Source organism: Rummeliibacillus sp. POC4 (genome assembly GCF_003576525.1).
Classification (GTDB): domain Bacteria; phylum Bacillota; class Bacilli; order Bacillales_A; family Planococcaceae; genus Rummeliibacillus.
The window spans coordinates 1-1,470 of record NZ_QWUA01000148.1 but is presented as its reverse complement, the minus strand read 5'-3'; the positions used below and the strand labels follow the sequence as shown (position 1 = coordinate 1,470).

Below are 1,470 nucleotides of genomic sequence, written 5' to 3'. Positions count from 1 at the left end.
TAGTGACCCCTTAAAGTTAGAGTTTTTGTTATGCAGCTAATTGGCTGGTATGAATTCGGTATTTTACCGGGCTCATACCGGCCAGTTTTTGTTTAATTCGCTCGTTATTATAATAATCTATATATTGAACAATTTTCTTTTTTAATGCTTCGTAAGCAATCAATTCTTCCCCATAATACATTTCCTGTTTAAGTAAGCCGAAGAAGTTCTCCATTGCGGCATTGTCTGCACACGTTGCTTTTCGAGACATGCTTTGGAAAATCTTGTTCTGCTTTAATGTTTTGACCCATGTTTTATGTTGATAATGCCAGCCTTGATCTGAGTGAATGGTTGTCCGATATTTTGCATGATCTTGTATAACAGGAAGTACTTGTTTAAGTGAATCTATCACAAAATCTAGTGTTGGACGTTTTGACATACTAAACCCAATGATTTCACCGTTATATAAATCCATGATTGGACTTAAGTAAAGTTTTTCACCATCTGTACATTTGAATTCCGTTACGTCTGTTACAAGCTTTTGAAGGGGATTCGGTGTGCTGAAACGGCGGTTTAAACGATTCTTTGCCACCTTTCCTATCGTCCCTTTATAAGATTTATAGCGTGATTTGCGTACAAATTTCTCACATTTCAAGTTTAATTTCTGCATGATACGCTGTACCTTCTTATGATTAATTGTGTATCCTTGTGCTTTCAATTCCGCATGAATACGGCGATAACCATATCGACCTTCATGTTTCTCAAAAGTCTCTAATATCAAGGTATTCCAGGTTTCATCCGGATCCTCTTGATGCATTTGCTTGATGTGATAATGGTACGTTGCCTCAGGAATATCCACTTGTTTTATAACATCTTTTAATCGGAATCCCTCTTCTTTAAGTTCGAACGCAATGATTGCTTGTGCTTTTCGAGGAAGGCATCCGGATTCTCTCGAAAAGCCTTCAACTTTTTTAAATACGCCACCTCTAAACGAAGTAGTTCATTTTCACGTTCTAACTGATCTTCACGTGACATTATTTTTTCTTGTTTCTTCGATGTTAATTTTGGTTTCTTAGACATAGACGGACGCCCCTTTGCTTTTTCTTGCAGGCCCTCTATCCCTTCTTTTAGAAATTTACTGTTCCAATTTGCGATTAAACTTAAATTATTCATCTTAAATTGAATTGCCGTATCTTGATAAGAAGCACCTGTTTGTTTCATAAAGTTTAATACATCTAATTTAAATTGAACAGAATAAAACTGCTTCTTTTTCTTTACAGATAAGCCATTTCGACCAAATTCTTTATATGAACGTACCCACCTCTTTAATTGAGAAGTAACTATACCATGTTTCTTGGCTGTCAAAGTGTAACCTAATGGACCACTTAAATAATCTTGTACTACTTTAAATTTAAATTTTTCGCTATATTTAGCCATAGAAAAACACCCCAAAAATTAGATTTTTTACTCTAACTTTTGGGGTGCAGCACC

2 protein-coding genes are annotated in these 1,470 nt (G+C 35.4%); both read right to left on the bottom strand.

Going from position 1 to position 1,470, the window contains the following annotated elements:
- Window positions 1-28: 28 nt before the first annotated feature.
- On the bottom strand, window positions 29-895 hold the full coding sequence (locus D1606_RS18430) for an IS3 family transposase (RefSeq protein ID WP_233548173.1): 867 nt from the start codon (window positions 893-895) through the stop codon (window positions 29-31).
- Window positions 856-1,416 (bottom strand): helix-turn-helix domain-containing protein, encoded by a 561-nt coding sequence (locus D1606_RS18425; protein WP_119417445.1) that lies wholly within the window; start codon window positions 1,414-1,416, stop codon window positions 856-858. The genes D1606_RS18430 and D1606_RS18425 overlap by 40 nt, the downstream gene beginning before the upstream one ends.
- Window positions 1,417-1,470: the final 54 nt, after the last annotated feature.

What these genes read in the sequence shown, in the direction of transcription:
- D1606_RS18425 (WP_119417445.1), bottom strand. Translation starts at nt 1,416, where the DNA reads ATGGCTAAATATAGCGAAAAATTTAAATTTAAAGTAGTACAAGATTAT.